The sequence below is a fragment of the Allofournierella sp. genome (genome assembly GCF_017889395.1).
Taxonomy (GTDB): Bacteria; Bacillota; Clostridia; order Oscillospirales; family Ruminococcaceae; genus Allofournierella.
Genome location: NZ_JAGHKE010000064.1, coordinates 13000 through 27382 on the forward strand (window position 1 = coordinate 13000; position 14383 = coordinate 27382).

Genomic DNA, 14383 nt, shown 5'->3' on the forward strand with positions numbered 1-14383 from the left:
CGGCTCCGCGCCGCAAACCGCAAATCAAAGAACGCCTTTCCGAAGTTCGGAAAGGCGTTCTTTTTTGCCTGCATTTTCCCGTTGCCGCAGGCGCTTTCCTCCACCATGCTCCCACAGCCCTCTGCCGTGCCCGCCAGCCCGTGCCCGGCCCCGGGCAGGGACCTTGTGCTCAAAGCCCGAACAGCGGCTCAGGGTGCCCTGCAGCCCGTCTCAGAGGGTGCCGGTATCTACGCAAAAAGCCCCGAACCGTGTTGGCTCGGGGCTCTGGGATATGTATGGTTTACTCCTCGTTGGGGTCCGGCTCCTGGTCGGTGATGGGCATCTGCACCAGCAGCTCAAAGCGGCTCTTCTCGAACTTGAGCAGCCCCTCGTCCCGCATCTTGCACAGCTCGTTGGACATGGCGCTCCGGTCCACAAACAGGAAGTCCGCCAGGTCCTGCCGGTTCAGCGGGATCACAAAGGTGCGGCTGCCCGCCTTGTGGTACTGGGCGCTCAGGTAGTCCTGCAGACGCTCGCGGGTGGTGCGGCGGATGCTGTCCTCCAGCTTTTTGGTCAGCCGCTGAGCCTTCTGGGCCACCGCCAGAGTCAGGTTCTGCACAAAGCGGATCTGCCCCGGGTCGGTGAGCCGGTTTGCCCGCAGCAGCCCCTCCACCCGGAAGAAGAGCATCTCGGCGGCACTGGCGGCGGTAATGGTGCTGTGCAGCCGGTAGCCGCCCACCGCGTTCAGCACGCCCAGAGTGTCGCCGGGGCCCAGCACGTCCATCAGGTTGCTGTTGCCCGCCGCATCCGCGTGGGCCAGATGCAGATTGCCGGAAAGGATCAGCGCCACCTCCTCCAGCGCATCGCCGTCCTGCCCGATCACCGCCCGCCGGGCATAGCTCGCCCGCCGGGCGCCCACGGCCTCCAGTGCGCTTCGGATCTCCTCATCGGTCATGTTGCGGAACAGGATGCAGTGCCGCAGCGTTTCCAGCTCCACCCCCAGCCGCTGTTCCATGGTTTGTTCGGTCTCCATACCGGTTCCCCCTTTTTGCTCCGGCATGCCATACCGCAGCCGGTATTCCTGCTTTACATTGTTCTGTTTCATCCTTATTATACTCCTTGTGCGGCGGGCTGCAAGACCGTCCTTTTTGTGTTTTGACTCAGCGAAGCGGCGGGCCGTGTTCGGTCCGCCGCTTCGGTTTATTCTGCTGCAGGGTTACTGCTCGCTGCCGGTGAGGGTGCGCAGCTCCTCCATGGCCTCGGGGTGGAGGCTGGTGGTGGAGCCGGGGTTGCGCTGCAGTACCCGTGCCGCCCGGCGATACATCTCGTCGGTGCGCCGGTGCATGGCCGACAGCTCCCGCTGGATGGCCTTCTGGTCCGGCCCGGCAAGACCCGGGTGCAGCTTGCCCTCCCGCCGCAGCTGTTCCAGCTGGCGGCTCATCTGCCAGAGCATCTTGCGGCGGCGTTCCCGGGCCGCCTCCAGCCGCAGGCTCACCACGCCGGCGGCCCGTTCGCCCTCCTTGCGCAGGCCGTCCAGGGCATCCCGGGCATCCTGCTGCAAAAAGACCCCTGCAATTTCCAGCCGCCTTTGCAGCCGTGCGATCTGCTGCCGGCTTGCGCTCAGCTGCTCCAGCAGCCGCCGCAGGTCCAGAGCCTCCCGGGTGGAGGCGATCACATCCGCCGCAAAGGCCAGGGTCAGCACCATGGCCAGCATGGCCGCTGCCGGGCCGCTCAGCCCGGTGACGGCACCCGCCACCGGGGGCTGGATGACCCGCAGCAGCAGTACCGAGAACAATCCCCAGCACAGCGAGGCCATCAGGCAGATGTACCCGTTCAGGTTCCACTTTTCCTTGCTGTAGTCCCAGTAGCGCACGTGGAACATGCGCTCCATGGCCCAGCCGGTGGCGTATTCCAGCGCCGTGGCCCAGAACATGCCGCTGAAAAACAGCATCGGCAGGCTGCCCGCCACCGGGGCGCACAGGGCCAGAATGGCCACCGCGCCGAACCCGTAGATGGGGATCACCGGCCCATGCAGAAAGCCCCGGTTCACCCAGTGCTTCTGACGCACCGAAACATACCCGCTTTCCCAGACCCAGCCCAGAAATCCATAGCTAAAAAACAGCAGCACCCATTGGGGAAGTATGTAAAGTCCCAACATCATATTGCTTCATCCTTCCATTGGCCCGGCCGTCTCGCCGGGTCCATGAGCTCATTGTACCCTTTCGGGGCTTTTGTTGCGGTTGGCTGCACAACAGACTGGCTCTTCCGTACAGATTTTGCGCATTTTTCCGCCCGCCCGGCTCATAGGATGATACGGCGGCAGCTGCCGCGAAATGCATCGAACAGGAGGGATTTTTTCATATGGCGTCCATTCATTACATTCTGGAGGAGCATTTTCTTGCCAAGGGCGACCGGGAGCGGGCGGCGGCGGTGCGCCGTCTGGCCGAGACGCTGACCGAGAACACGCCCCAGCCGCCCAAAGAGGAGCCGGAGCATTGACGCGGGCGGCGCTCTACTGCCGCCTGAGCCGGGAGGACGAGGGGCTGGAAGCGTGTGCCGAGAGCGAGAGCATCCAGAACCAGCGCTCCATGCTGCTGGCCTGGGCGAAGCGGCTGGGCTATGCGGTGCAGGGCATCTACTGCGACGAGGACTACTCCGGCGCGGACCGGGACCGCCCGGCCTTCAACCGGATGCTCGCCGCCGCCCGGGCGGGGCAGATCGACGTGATTTTAGCCAAAAGCCAGTCCCGCTTCACCCGGGACATGGAGCTGGTGGAAAAGTACCTGCACGGGCTGTTTCCTCTCTGGGGGGTACGGTTTCTGGCGCTGGTGGACCATGTGGACACCGGCGACGCGGCGGGCAAAAAGAGCCGCCAGATCTACGGGCTGATGAACGAGTGGTATCTGGAGGACCTTTCCGCCAACGTGCGGGCGGTGCTCACCCACAAGCGGCGGCAGGGGTGCAGCATCGCCAGCAGCCCGCTGTATGGCTACCAAAAGGACCCGGCCCAAAAGGGTCATCTTCTGCCGGACGAATCCACCGCCCCGGTGGTGGAGCGCATCTTCGCGCTGGCCCTTTCCGGCCTGGGGTGCGCGGCCATCGCCCGGCGGCTGAACGCCGAGGGCATCCCCGCCCCTGCCGCAGCGAAGGCGCTGGCGGCGGGCAAAGCGCCGGGGCCGGGCCTCTGGAGCAAGGCCACGGTGCACCGGCTGCTCACCAACCGCACCTACGCGGGGGATCTGGTGCAGGGGCGGGTGGAACGGATCAGCTGGCGGGGCAAGCAGACCCGCCGCCTGCCGGAAAGCCGCTGGATCGTGGCCCCCGCCAGCCAGCCCGCTCTGGTGAGCCGGGCGGTGTTCGACCGGGTGCAGGCGCTGCTCTCCGCCCGGGCCCGCTCGGGCAGCCGGGGCGCGCCCCATCCGCTGGCGGGGCTGGTGGTCTGCGGCCTGTGCGGCCATTTGATGGAACAGACCCGCTCCGGCTCCATCCCCAAAAGCGGTGCGCCCACCCGGTATTTCCGCTGCCGCACCGCCCGCCAGAGCCCCGCGGCCTGCCCCGGTCAGCCCTATCTGCCCCTTGCCGGGCTGGAGGAACTGATTGCCGGGCGGGTGGCCGCCCTGTTTGAAGCAGCCGCCAGCCTGCCCCCGGCTCCGGCCAAGGCCCCGCCGCCCGGCGCGGGTGCGGGGCGGCGGCTGCGGCTGGCGCTGGCCCGGCTCTATCAGGACAGAGCCGCCGGGCTGCTGGGGGAGGAGGAATTTTCCGCCCTGCGAACCGAGCTGCTGGCCCGGCTGCGGCAGCTGGAGCCGCCCCGGGGCCCGGAACCGCCCGAAGCGCCGGACCCCTCCATCCCTTTGCCCCTGAGCCGGGAGCTGGCGGCGGCGCTGATCGAGAAAATTCTGGTGTACCCGCCGGACGAGGCGGGCAACCGGCGGCTGGAAATTTTCTGGCGGGTGTAGGGCGCGGGTTTGGGCACGCCCGCCTGGCCGGAGCAGGCCCTGCGGGCCAACATCCACGCCCAGATCAGTCTGGCCATGAACCGCATCTTCACCGAGTGGTACCCCAGCCGGGGCTACACCTTCAACATCACCAACTCCACCAGCTACGACCAGTATTACGTGCACGGGCGCAACATCTTTGAGGTGATGGAAAAGCTCACCGACGACATCTTCAACACCTACGTGCGCCGCCAGGGCACCATCGAGCCCTACTACACCGAATACTGCGACGGCAAGTCCGTCACCTGCAAGGGCATGAAGCAGTGGGGCACGGTGGACCGGGCCAACGAGGGCAAGAACGCCCTGCAGATCCTGAAATACTACTACGGCAACGACATCGAGATCGTGCGCACCAACAACCTGCAGGACATCCCGGAAAGCTACCCCGGCAGCCCGCTCCGCCGTGGCGACAGCGGCACCAACGTGCGCATCATCCAGCGGCAGCTCACCCGCATCGCCAAGGACTACCCCTTCTTCGGCAACCCGGGCACCGACGGCGTGTTCGGCGCGGCCACCGAGTCCACGGTAAAGGCCTTCCAGAAGCAGTTCAGCCTGACGGTGGACGGCGTGGTGGGCCGGGCCACCTGGTACAAGATCAGCTACATTTATGTGTCGGTGAAGGACCTGGCGGAGCTGACCAGCGAGGGCGAGAAGCCCAGCGGCGAGAGCAACGTGAACGGCAGCACCTATCCGGGCACCGCTTTGCAGGTGGGCAGCACCGGCACCGGAGTGGAGCGCATCCAGTTCTGGCTGAACGCTTTGGCCGAATTCGACCCCGCCCTGCCCAGCCTCACGGTGGACGGCATCTACGGCAATGCCACCGCCAATGCGGTGCGCGCCTTCCAGCGGGAGAACGGCCTGACCGTGGACGGCGTGGTGGGCCCCGCCACCTGGGAGGCGATTGCCGCCGCCTACAACAGTCTGGAAAGCGACATTCAGGACCAGCCCAGCGGCTACCCGGGCACCCCGCTGCGTCAGGGCGACCGGGGCGACAGCGTGCGCCTTCTGCAGTTCTATCTGCGCATGGTGGCCTCCAACTTCTCGTCCATCCCCACCATCACGGTGGACGGCATCTTCGGCGCGGCCACCACCAGCGCGGTGAAGGCCTTCCAGAAGGAATTCGGCCTGACCCAGGACGGCGTGGTGGGCCCCGCCACCTGGCAGAAGCTGTATGAGGTATACGGCGACGTGGCCGACAGCCTGCTTGCCCCCAACCAGCGCCCCGGCACCTACCCGGGCACCCCCCTCAAGCAGGGCAGCACCGGCAAGTCGGTGCGGGAGGCTCAGTTCTATCTGAAGCTGCTGGCGGTCTACTTCCCCACCCTGCCCACCGTGACCATCGACGGCATCTACGGCCCGTCCACCACCGCGGCAGTGCGGGCCTTCCAGACCATGTTCGGCCTGACGGCGGACGGCATCATCGGCCCCGCCACCTGGCAGGCGCTGTATGAGCAGGCTCAGCGGCTGCGCTCGTCCGACGGGCTGCTGGCCGCCTTCAACCTTGTGCCCTGGCCCGGCTTCGAGCTGATGCTGGGCGCCGAGGGGCCCTCGGTGGCCTTCGTGCAGTTTTTGCTGCGCTACATCAGCTATTTCTACGACACCGTGCAGGACCCGGGCAAAATCGACGGCATCTTCGGCCAGAGCACCCTGGATTCCCTGCACAGCTGGCAGCTGGAGTTCAACCAGCCCGAGAGCGATACGGTGGACGAATTCACCTGGAACGCGCTGGAGGCCACCTTCCTGAGCCTGGCCGGCGGGGTGCCGGATTCCACGGTGCCCGCCGCCGCGCCGGACTACCCGGGCTACGTGATGGCCCCGGGCAGCGCGGGCGGGGCGGTAAGCTCGCTGCAGCAGGCCATGAACGGCATCGCCCAGCGGTACTGCGTGGCGGATTTTGTTCCCAACGACGGCGTTTACGGCACCGAGACCACCAGCGCGGTGACCGCCTTCCAGCAGGGTCTGGGCCTGCCCGCCACCGGCGTGGTGGACCGCGCCACCTGGGATGCCATCTTCGCGCTGCTCTATCCGCCCATTCCCGAAGCCTGAACACCCCACCAAACGAAAGGAGCGAACACCATGCCCAAGATCTTTGTGTACGATGCCTATTCCAACAAGCTGATCACCTACAACCTGGGCGAGAACGACACCATGCCCTACTCCTACGGAACCACCATGAAGGTGAAGGAGTTCCGGGGCAGCAGCCAGAGCCCCACCCTCTGGACCACCACCGCCGCCATGGAGGCCTGGAACCTGACCCGCCGGTCCTACGGCAAGGGCATCCACATCGGCTACGCCTTCAAGCGCATCTGGGAGGGCGGCCACGGCACCCGCAGCCAGCACTACGCGGGCGTTGCCTTTGACGTGGGCCAGGGGCAGGGCTCCAGCGCCCGTAACGCCATCTGGAAAGCGGCCAAAAACACCGGGGCTTGGGGCTATGTGGAGCCCCAGGACATGACCCCCACCTGGGTGCACTTTGACCGGCGCTACGGCAAGCCCGCCTGCAGCGGCACCACCGCCGGGTACCCCACCGTGCGCCGGGGCTCGGTGAACACCTACGTGCTCATTTTGCAGGACGCGCTGAACGCCCTGGGCTATTCTACCCGCACGCTGGACGGCAAGTTCGGCGCCAACACCGAAAATGCCCTCAAGGCCTACCAGCGGCAGAGCGGCCTGACCGCGGACGGCATCTGCGGCTGCAACACCTGGAAAAAGATCACCGCCGCCTCGGTGGGCATCGGCCGCACCAAGACCGTGATCGACTGACCGCCGCCCTCTCACAAAAAGCCGGGCTTCCCAACGGGAGGCCCGGCTTTTCTGTAAACTTTTTGTACCCATTTCATGACAAAATCACTCAAAATATGGACTTTTGCGCTTGTTTGTTTATAATAGGGGAATAAGACTGTTTTCCCGCGCCGGGTTTTGCCCGCCGCCGAAAAGGGGGCTTACCTGTTTATGATCCGCAAAAATCAGAGGCTGCTGAACATCGTCAACTGCCTGTTGGATATCTCGCTCATCGCGCTGGCCTATCTGCTGGCGGTGTGGCTGTGGCTGGGTGTTTACCGCGACAACCTGTTCAACCCGGCGGCGGTGCTGCTGCGCACCGGGTCGCTGCTGCCCGCTTTTTTCTACGGGGTGGTCATGGCCGCCATCTACTATGCCTTCAAGCTGTACGGCTCCTTCCGGTTCTCCACATTGCTGGACGAAACGGTGGCCCTGCTCAAGGCGAACCTGCTGGGCCTTTTGCTCATCGGCATGACGCTTTACCTCACCCGGGCGGTGGATTTCTCCCGCGGGGTGCTGGCGCTGTTTTATGTGTTCTCCACCGTTCTGGTGGTGGCCAAGCGGATCACGGTGCGGCGGATTCTGCGCCACTACCGGATGCTGGGCTACAACCTGAAGCACGTGCTGATCGTGGGCAACGGCCGGCTGGCTCTGGAATATGTGGACTCCCTGCGCCGCAACCCCCAGTACGGCTATAACGTGATCGGCTATGTGGCCGCCAGCGAAAAGCCGGGCCTGGGCAGCCATCTGGGCCGCTACGAGGACCTGCCGGACCTTCTGAGCGGCCCGGCGGTGGACGAGGTGATCGTGGCGCTGGAGCCCCACGAGACCCGGTTTATGAACACCATCATCGCCGCCTGCGAGAAACAGGGCACGAAGATCCGCATCATCCCCTTCTACAACGACTACATTCCCAGCCGCCCCACCGTGGATGTGATCGGCTCGGTGAAGCTGATCAGCATCCGCACCATCCCGCTGGACAACATGCTCAACGCCGCCCTGAAACGGGCCATGGACGTGGTGGGCAGCCTTGTTCTGATCGTGCTCACCAGCCCCATCATGCTGATCGCGGCCATCGGGGTGCGGCTTTCCAGCCCGGGGCCGATTTTGTTCCGGCAGGAACGGGTGGGCCTGAACAAACAGACCTTCACCATGTACAAGTTCCGCAGCATGCGGGTGAACGCCAGCCAGGACACCGGCTGGACCCAGGACGCGGACCCCCGCAAGACCTGGTTCGGCAGCCTGATCCGCAAGTGCAGCATCGACGAGCTGCCCCAGTTCTTCAACGTGCTGAAAGGCGACATGAGCCTGATCGGCCCCCGGCCGGAGATCCCCCATTTTGTGGAGCAGTTCAAGGAGACGGTGCCCCTTTACATGGTCAAGCATCAGGTGCGGCCGGGCATCACCGGCTGGGCCCAGGTGAACGGCTTCCGGGGCGACACCTCCATCGAGGGACGCATCCAGTGCGACATCTGGTACATCGAGAACTGGTCCATCTTCCTGGACATCAAGATCCTGTTTATGACCGTGTTCGGCGGCCTGTTCAACAAGGAACAGCTGCAGACCGGCCACGCGGCCTCATCCCCCAAAAACGGACAGGCTGAGGACAAAACGGACAAGCCGGACCAATAACAAAAAGCGCCGGGCCGGTGCGAAGAGAAAACCTCTCTCGCACCGGCCCGGCGTTTCTGTTTTATGCGGCGGAACGCTCCGCCCGGCTTTGATACCACCGGTAGGCGGCAATGCACAAAAGGATCTGAACCGCCGAGGAGATGGGTGTGCCCAGACCGATCTCAAACAGACCCACTCCCGGGATACGGCTCATCAGATACACCACCGGAATGCGCACGCAGAAGGCGCCCACCACACCCTGCACCATCACAAACACGGTGCGGCCGCAGCCGTTGAAGCAGCCCACAAAGCAGAACAGCACCGCGGTGAGCAGGCAGTCGATGGCGTAGGCCTTCAGATAGGCGTGGGCCTCGGCAATGACCAGCGGGTCAGCAGTGAACAGCCCGGCCAGCTGTGCGCCGCCGAACAAAGGCGGTGCCCGCAAACCGCCCCACGATGATCAGGTCCGCTGCGCCGTACATGGCCTGCAAAAACAGCGCCGCCAGAATGTTGCCCCGGGTCAGCGCCGGGGCGTTTTTTCACTTTGCCCGTTCATAAAATTCTCCTCTTTGTGTTGCGCAGAGCGAAAAAAAGAGCCGGCAAAGGGGTTGTCACGCGGGCTGTTTGTTTTTGGTGAACTTCAGCGCCAGCGCCGCTGCCAGAACGCCAGCCAGAATCTTGCACACAAAGAAGGCCGCCACGCTGCGCGAATCGCTCACGCTGGACACAAAGGCCATCTGCCCGCCCAGCACGAAGGCCCCGCTCACCGACACCGCCGCGTTCATCACCTTGCCCCGCACGTCCATGCGGGAGTAGAGGGGCAGCATGGACACGGTGGACACCAGCGAGGCCAGCAGCCCCAGCACCGCGTATTCGTTCACGCCCAGCCGCCCGGCCACCCGGCGCACCGCCTCGCCGCAGCGGGCCAGCAGCAGGGCCGTGGCCACCATGGCGCCGCACACCACCACCGTGATCTTGAACACGATGATGAGCGCCTCGGCCACAAGGCTCTGGGGGGCGATGGCCAGCCCGGGCAGAAACAATCCCAGCGCCACCGCGCCGAAGGCCAGCACGCCCAGCACCCGCACCGCCTCGCCAAAGCCCGCCAGCGCACCCAGGCAGAGCCGGGGCGCTTTGGCCAGCCCCAGCACCAGCAGCGCGCAGAGCACCAGCACCGGCCACAGATTCTGCGCCAGTGCCAGCGGCGCAAGGCCCAGCGCCAGCCCGCCCGCCACCAGGCCCGCGGGCAGGGCGATCAGGCCCCACACCACGCCCTGCATAAAACCGGTGACCTGATAGTTTTCCAGACTGCCCAGAGCGATGGGCAGCGTAAAGCTCACAAGGCAGCCCAGGGTGGAGGCCACCAGCAAACCGCTGTAGGCCGCCAGAGCCTCGCTGGCCGCCAGCTGGCTGGCGGTGGCCCAGCCGCCCATGTCCGGGGCCAGCAGCATGCCCGCCAGCAGCGACGCGTCGAAGGGCAGCGCCCGGCTCACCGCCGAAAGCCCGCCCTCCAGCGCACCCACCGCGGCGATGATGAGGCAGTAGATACCGGTCATGGAAAGGCTCAAGCCGCCCATGGCCGCAAGCCCCCGGTCCAGCTCGGCGGCAACGCCCAGCCGCCCGCCCAGAGCCTTATCAAACAGGCCCAGGGCCGCAAAGCAGAGCAGTATCCCGATGCAGATGTTCATGGTTTTCTCCCCCGTTTTTCCGTTTGCACCCGAGCACAAAAAAGCGGCCCGGCCCCCTTTTGCAAGGGGAGCCGCGCCGCGTATTGCTCCGTTTGTGTTCCGGGCGCGTCATGCGCAGTGTATCACATTTTACAGCCGCCCGCAAGCAATTTACAAGTTCAGCACCTTGGACAGGAAATCCTTCAGCCTCTCGTCGTGGGGATCTGCGAACAGGTCCCGGGCGGGCCGGTCCTCCCGGATCTGACCGTCGGCCATGAAGATGACCCGGCTGGACACCTCGCGGGCAAAGCTCATCTCGTGGGTGACCACCACCATGGTCATGCCCTCGGCGGCCAGGTCCTTCATAACCTGCAGCACCTCGCCCACCATCTCGGGGTCCAGCGCGCTGGTGGGCTCGTCGAAGAGCATCACGTCCGGCTCCATGGCCAGCGCGCGCACGATGGCCACGCGCTGCTTCTGGCCGCCGGAAAGCTGGGCGGGGTAGCTGCCCGCCTTATCCTTCAGGCCCACCCGGTCCAGCAGCTGCAGGGCCTTTTCCTCGGCGGCCTTGGGGTCCATCTTGCGGATCTTCACCGGCGCGGCGGTGATGTTCTGCAGCACGGTCATGTTGTTGAACAGGTTGAACTGCTGGAACACCATGCCGATCTTCTGGCGGTGCAGGTCAATGTTGGTCTTTTTGTCGCAGATGTCCACGCCTTCAAAGAACACATGGCCGCCGGTGGGAACCTCCAGCAGGTTCAAACAGCGCAGAAAGGTGCTTTTGCCGCTGCCGGAGGGGCCGATCACCGCCACCACCTCACCCTTGCGGATGGTGGTATTCACGTCCTTGAGCACATGCAGCTTGCCGAAGGACTTATTCAAATCTTTTACAACGATCAGTTCATCTTGTGCCATTGGCCATTTTCCTTTCTGCAAACGCAATCAGACGGGAGGTGAAGAAGGTCATGATAAAGTAGATGATGGCAGCCACCGCCAGCGCCGCCAGCGACTTGTAGGTGGTGGAGATGACGCTGTTGGTCTGGTACATCAGGTCGGCGATGCCGATGACCGACACGATGGAGGATTCCTTGATGACGGTCACGAACTCGTTGCCCAGCGCGGGCAGGATGTTCTTGATGGCCTGGGGCAGCACCACCATGCGCATGGTCTGGCCGGACTTGAAGCCCAGGCTGCGGGCGGCCTCGGTCTGGCCCTTGTCCACCGCCTGGATGCCGCTGCGGATGATCTCGGCCACATAGGCGCCGCTGTTGATGCTCATGGCGCAGATACCGGCCATGAACCGGTCGGAGTTGGAGATGAAGGGCAGCGCGGGGAAGGTGATGCCCACCATGGGCAGGCCGTAGAACAGAAACATCACCTGAATCATCAGCGGCGTGCCGCGGATGAACTCGATGTAAACATTGGCCAGCCAGCGGGTGGGGGCAAACTTGCCCAGCTTCATGATGGCCAGCAGCGTGCCCAGGATGGTGCCCAGCAGCACGGTGAACAGCGCAAGGATGATGGTGTTGGCCACACCCTGGCTGAAAAAGCTGTTGTACTTGGTGAACAGGGTCACCATCTTTTCCAAAAACTCCATAAGACTCCCCTTTCGTGAGGGCAGCGGCGCGGCGCTGCCGGAAGACACAACAGCATCCTCACACCCATTTTGCGGGTGTGAGGATGCCTTTTTTCATTGGTTCTATTATACGCCCATGCTCTCGCTCAGCGCAACCGCCTCGTCGTAGGCAGCGTCGAAGGAACCGTCGGCCACCACGTTGGCGATCACCGCGTTCACCAGCTCCTTCAGGTCGTCCTTGCCCTTGGCGATCACAGCGGCCTTACCGAAGTTGGCCTCCTCATCGCTGAAGGCGAAGTTGGCCTGGGCAATGGCGTCGTTGCTGTTGATCAGGTCGTTGCCCACGGCGCCGTCCACCACGATGGCGGCAATGTTGCCGTTGGCCACTTCCATGGCCAGGGTGGGCCACTTGTCCAGCTCGAACAGGGTGGACTCAGGCAGAGCGCTCTGGATCAGCTGGCTCTGCACGGTGCCGCGCTGGGCGCCAACCTGCTGGCCGGCCAGGGACTCCTTGGTGGTGTAAACATCCTCATTGCCCTTCTTGACGATCAGCATCTGCTCGTCCTTCTGGTACACATCGGAGAAGTCGATCTCCTGGGCACGCTCCTCGGTCACGGTGAAGGCGGCGATGCCCACATCCACCTGGCCGGACTTGATGGCGGGGATGATGCCGTCGAAGGCCATGTCCATTACTTCCAGTTCAACGCCCAGAGCGTCGGCGATCTGCTGGGCCAGCCACATGTCGCAGCCCACGAAGTTGGCATTCAGGTCCTTGAACTCGAAGGGAGCGTACTGGGCCTCGGTGCCCACCACCAGCTTGCCCTTGGCCTTGATGGCCTCGATGGTCTCGCCGGTGTAGGAAGAGTAGTCGTAAGCAGCGGTGGAAGCGCTGGCAGCTTCGGAAGAAGCGCCGGTGGAGGCGGCCTCAGAGGAAGAAGCAGCGGCGGAAGAGGCGGTGCTGGAAGAAGCGCCGCCGCAGGCGGCCAGGCTCAGGCTGAGAACAGCCGCCATGGCAATGGCAAGAAACTTTTTCATGGTTGGATTCCCTCCGTATATGGGGCGGCTTCGGGATGCTGTTGGTTCCCCGGTCGGGCTCCCTTTGCCCGGCCCGCGCCGCCGTGGTTTGTTTTCGATTGGCTTTCTGGGGGGCGTCGGCCCCGTCCATGTGTATAATTATACGCGCCATTCCGATTTTTGCAAGGCATTTTTGCAAAAATATTCAGCCTCAGAGGGTTTTTCCATGAATCTCACAAAACCGGACCGGCTTTGGCGGCGGCTCTGTGCAGTTTGCACGGAAGCAAATGCATAAACATTCATTATGCAATGAATATGCAGCAGCTTCGCCGGTCACTTCACCGCCGGGATAACGGTGGAGCCGTTGGGGATCACATACACCAGCTTGCCGTCCAGCTCCAGCTGGCGGCACAGCTCGGCCGGATCGGTGAAGGCCTTGATGCCAATGCGCGCCAGCGGCTCGGCGGGGGCGGTGGTGAGCATGAGGATGTTATACCGGGCGGCCTGCTCGCAGTTCAAATAGAAGATGTAGCCGGGGAGAGGATGTTATACCGGGCGGCCTGCTCGCAGTTCAAATAGAAGATGTAGCCGGGGATGGTGAAGTTCTTGCGCAGGTCCGCGTCCAGGGTGCCGGCGCAGAGGGAGTCCACCCAGTCGAAGTATTCGGCGGGGCCGCCGCCGTCCCGGCATTCGGCCAGCAGCACCAGCGTTCCGCCCTTTTTCAGGCCGAACTCCACGTTGTCGATGGTCTTGGTGCCCTGATACAGCGACATATCCTTCGGGTAGCCGCCGCAGCTGGTGATGATCACATCCGCCTTCTCGGGGATGGGGGTCTGGTACATGGCGTCAGCGGCCTTGCAGGCCTCCAGCCAGGAATCCAGCCAGTGACCGGCGGTGATGCGGGCCAGCTTCATGCCCGCGTTCATCACCAGATTCATCACATACAGCTGCTCCACCATGGCCGCCGCCTCGCACATGTCCTCGTGCAGGGGGTTGCCCTTAAGCACCGCGTTGCCGATGGCCGGGTTGGAGTGGGGCTCGTTGGGGTCCAGCGAGTGGGCGTGGTTCTGCTGGATGGTCTTCATGGAGGCGATGCCGGGCAGGATGCTCTTGCGTCCGCCGCCGAAGCCTGCCATCACGTGCTGGGTGGCCGCGCCCAGAGCCACCACCTTGCGGCCCACCGCCAGCGGGTTCACCACCACATCGGTGCCCCGGCTGGTGGTGCCAAGATACACCAGGTCGTCGGCCAGGCAGTCGTGGTTCACCACCCGCACCCGGTCATAGACCGCATCGGTCACCAGCGTGCGCAGCTCGGCCTCGTCACCGCCGATGTGGGTGCCGTTGGCCACCAGAATGACCAGATCGTCGGTCTTGATGCCACACTCTTTCTCCATATACTCCACCAGCGCCGGGATCACCAGATCCTGCCGCATCCAGAAGCGGCTCATGTCGCTGATGATGAGGGTCACCGCATCGCCGGGCTGCAGCCAGCCGCGCAGGGGCTTTTCGTGGATGGGCGCTTCCAGCGCGGCGCGCAGGGCGGCGGGGATGTCCTCGATGGGGGGCTCGTTGTGGCCGCGCAGCTCCTGGTACCGGGCATTCTCCGGCAGGTCCAGCTGGACCCGGCCGCTTCCGTAGGCAAAATCAAAACAGGGCATATCTTCACATTCCTTTCTGTGGGGCGGCCGGTGCTTTGGGCCGCAGCGGCGCGCCGGGCTGGCGCACCAGACAGTATTGGGTCAGTTCAAAATGGCTTTTCA

Annotated in this window: 14 protein-coding genes; 5 read left to right on the forward strand and 9 right to left on the reverse strand. The window is 64.3% G+C overall.

All coding sequences use genetic code 11. The features are described 5' to 3' along the window. Positions 1-280: 280 nt before the first annotated feature. Positions 281-1084 (reverse strand): Crp/Fnr family transcriptional regulator, encoded by an 804-nt coding sequence (locus J7G73_RS09030; protein ID WP_291246011.1) that lies wholly within the window; start codon positions 1082-1084, stop codon positions 281-283. A gap of 111 nt (positions 1085-1195) precedes the next feature. After that, complete coding sequence (locus tag J7G73_RS09035) at positions 1196-2140, reverse strand: putative ABC transporter permease (protein ID WP_291246012.1); 945 nt, start codon at positions 2138-2140, stop codon at positions 1196-1198. A 200-nt stretch (positions 2141-2340) separates the two neighbouring features. On the opposite strand from J7G73_RS09035, the gene J7G73_RS09040 reads away from it, so the two are divergent. From J7G73_RS09040 to J7G73_RS09060, 5 genes are all read left to right on the forward strand, one after another. Beyond that, positions 2341-2478 (forward strand): hypothetical protein, encoded by a 138-nt coding sequence (locus tag J7G73_RS09040; RefSeq protein ID WP_291246013.1) that lies wholly within the window; start codon positions 2341-2343, stop codon positions 2476-2478. Beyond that, a complete protein-coding gene (locus J7G73_RS09045) occupies positions 2475-3935 on the forward strand; it encodes a recombinase family protein (protein ID WP_291246014.1) in 1461 nt (486 codons plus the stop codon). The genes J7G73_RS09040 and J7G73_RS09045 overlap by 4 nt, the downstream gene beginning before the upstream one ends. Before the next feature lie 9 nt (positions 3936-3944). Next, complete coding sequence (locus tag J7G73_RS09050; protein ID WP_291246015.1) at positions 3945-6020, forward strand: peptidoglycan-binding protein; 2076 nt, start codon at positions 3945-3947, stop codon at positions 6018-6020. A 30-nt stretch (positions 6021-6050) separates the two neighbouring features. Continuing rightward, the gene (locus tag J7G73_RS09055; RefSeq protein ID WP_291246016.1) at positions 6051-6737 is read left to right on the forward strand and encodes a peptidoglycan-binding domain-containing protein; all 687 of its coding nucleotides are present in this window, start codon (positions 6051-6053) and stop codon (positions 6735-6737) included. 189 nt (positions 6738-6926) lie between these two features. After that, positions 6927-8387: an undecaprenyl-phosphate glucose phosphotransferase gene (locus J7G73_RS09060; RefSeq protein ID WP_291246017.1), complete on the forward strand. Its 1461-nt coding sequence runs from the start codon at positions 6927-6929 to the stop codon at positions 8385-8387. Between the two features lie 61 nt (positions 8388-8448). Here J7G73_RS09060 and J7G73_RS09065 read toward each other — a convergent pair whose 3' ends face one another. The 7 genes from J7G73_RS09065 to larA all read right to left on the reverse strand — a co-directional run bounded on the left by J7G73_RS09065 (position 8449) and on the right by larA (position 14281). Further along, positions 8449-8796, reverse strand: a complete 348-nt coding sequence (locus tag J7G73_RS09065; protein ID WP_367113974.1) for an MATE family efflux transporter — start codon at positions 8794-8796, stop codon at positions 8449-8451. 181 nt (positions 8797-8977) lie between these two features. After that, complete coding sequence (gene eutH / locus J7G73_RS09070) at positions 8978-10054, reverse strand: ethanolamine utilization protein EutH (protein ID WP_158097524.1); 1077 nt, start codon at positions 10052-10054, stop codon at positions 8978-8980. A gap of 150 nt (positions 10055-10204) precedes the next feature. Then, positions 10205-10933 carry an amino acid ABC transporter ATP-binding protein gene (locus tag J7G73_RS09075; protein WP_367113975.1) on the reverse strand — a complete coding sequence of 243 codons (729 nt, stop codon included), beginning with the start codon at positions 10931-10933 and terminating at the stop codon, positions 10205-10207. A gap of 1 nt (position 10934) precedes the next feature. After that, entirely contained in the window at positions 10935-11612 is a 678-nt protein-coding gene (locus J7G73_RS09080; protein ID WP_291246022.1) for an amino acid ABC transporter permease, read from the reverse strand. 123 nt (positions 11613-11735) lie between these two features. Further along, the gene (locus tag J7G73_RS09085; protein WP_291246019.1) at positions 11736-12644 is read right to left on the reverse strand and encodes a transporter substrate-binding domain-containing protein; all 909 of its coding nucleotides are present in this window, start codon (positions 12642-12644) and stop codon (positions 11736-11738) included. A 312-nt stretch (positions 12645-12956) separates the two neighbouring features. Further along, positions 12957-13142, reverse strand: coding sequence for a hypothetical protein (locus J7G73_RS09090; RefSeq protein ID WP_291246020.1), 186 nt, complete (start codon positions 13140-13142; stop codon positions 12957-12959). Further along, on the reverse strand, positions 13139-14281 hold the full coding sequence (gene larA, locus J7G73_RS09095) for a nickel-dependent lactate racemase (protein WP_291246021.1): 1143 nt from the start codon (positions 14279-14281) through the stop codon (positions 13139-13141). Before larA ends, J7G73_RS09090 begins: the two co-directional genes overlap by 4 nt. Positions 14282-14383 lie beyond the last annotated feature (102 nt).

Coding starts and splice junctions, on each gene's coding strand:
- J7G73_RS09035 (WP_291246012.1), bottom strand. CDS start 2,140: ATGATGTTGGGACTTTACATACTTCCCCAATGGGTGCTGCTGTTTTTT.
- J7G73_RS09040 (WP_291246013.1), top strand. CDS start 2,341: ATGGCGTCCATTCATTACATTCTGGAGGAGCATTTTCTTGCCAAGGGC.
- J7G73_RS09085 (WP_291246019.1), bottom strand. CDS start 12,644: ATGAAAAAGTTTCTTGCCATTGCCATGGCGGCTGTTCTCAGCCTGAGC.
- J7G73_RS09060 (WP_291246017.1), top strand. CDS start 6,927: ATGATCCGCAAAAATCAGAGGCTGCTGAACATCGTCAACTGCCTGTTG.
- eutH (WP_158097524.1), bottom strand. CDS start 10,054: ATGAACATCTGCATCGGGATACTGCTCTGCTTTGCGGCCCTGGGCCTG.
- J7G73_RS09080 (WP_291246022.1), bottom strand. CDS start 11,612: ATGGTGACCCTGTTCACCAAGTACAACAGCTTTTTCAGCCAGGGTGTG.
- larA (WP_291246021.1), bottom strand. CDS start 14,281: ATGCCCTGTTTTGATTTTGCCTACGGAAGCGGCCGGGTCCAGCTGGAC.
- J7G73_RS09030 (WP_291246011.1), bottom strand. CDS start 1,084: ATGAAACAGAACAATGTAAAGCAGGAATACCGGCTGCGGTATGGCATG.
- J7G73_RS09055 (WP_291246016.1), top strand. CDS start 6,051: ATGCCCAAGATCTTTGTGTACGATGCCTATTCCAACAAGCTGATCACC.